Consider the following 534-nt stretch of genomic DNA (forward strand, 5'->3'; position numbering starts at 1 on the left):
CTCGACGCCGAACGATTTGTCGAAGCAGCCTATCGCGGGCGTTTTGATTCGATGAACGCCAACCTCGATTTGATCATGGTCGAGAAGCTGAAGAATGGGGACTATCGTGTGTATCCTGGGTCAACCAGGATCATGCAATTCAACCTGAAACCGACGCCAATAATCTTCTGCGGCTTCGAACGCCCTCAGTTCCTGCCTACCGAGTGGGCACAGGCTGGTTTCGAATACAAGACGCTCTACACAACCCTTCCCGATCCGACCCCGCTTGAGAACAGCGTGAAGGAGCTGTCGGCGGGCTTCGCGGACACAGCCTATGAGTTGGCACGGTCATCAATGATGAAGCGTGGGTTCACCCCGGTGAAGGAGCCTGCAGCGTCTGTCGACCGCTGTAGCCCTGGGCTTGAGCCGATCTGCGATACTTATGCGGAAGCCACCTGCCAATCGTTTGCACTGGGCAAGGCATGCGGGTTTCACTGGCGATCGAACGACGGTCATGACATCGTGGTCACGACAACCGTCGGCTACGTGTCGGCG

General features: G+C 56.9%; 1 protein-coding gene. It reads left to right on the top strand.

Translation table 11 applies throughout. The annotated features are described in order from the left end of the window. Positions 1-75 precede the first annotated feature (75 nt). Positions 76-534: hypothetical protein (locus M8523_RS36530; protein ID WP_282589681.1), on the top strand; the 459-nt coding region annotated here is incomplete at its 3' end.

This window comes from Lichenifustis flavocetrariae (assembly GCF_026130545.1).
Lineage (GTDB): Bacteria > Pseudomonadota > Alphaproteobacteria > Rhizobiales > Beijerinckiaceae > Lichenihabitans > Lichenihabitans flavocetrariae.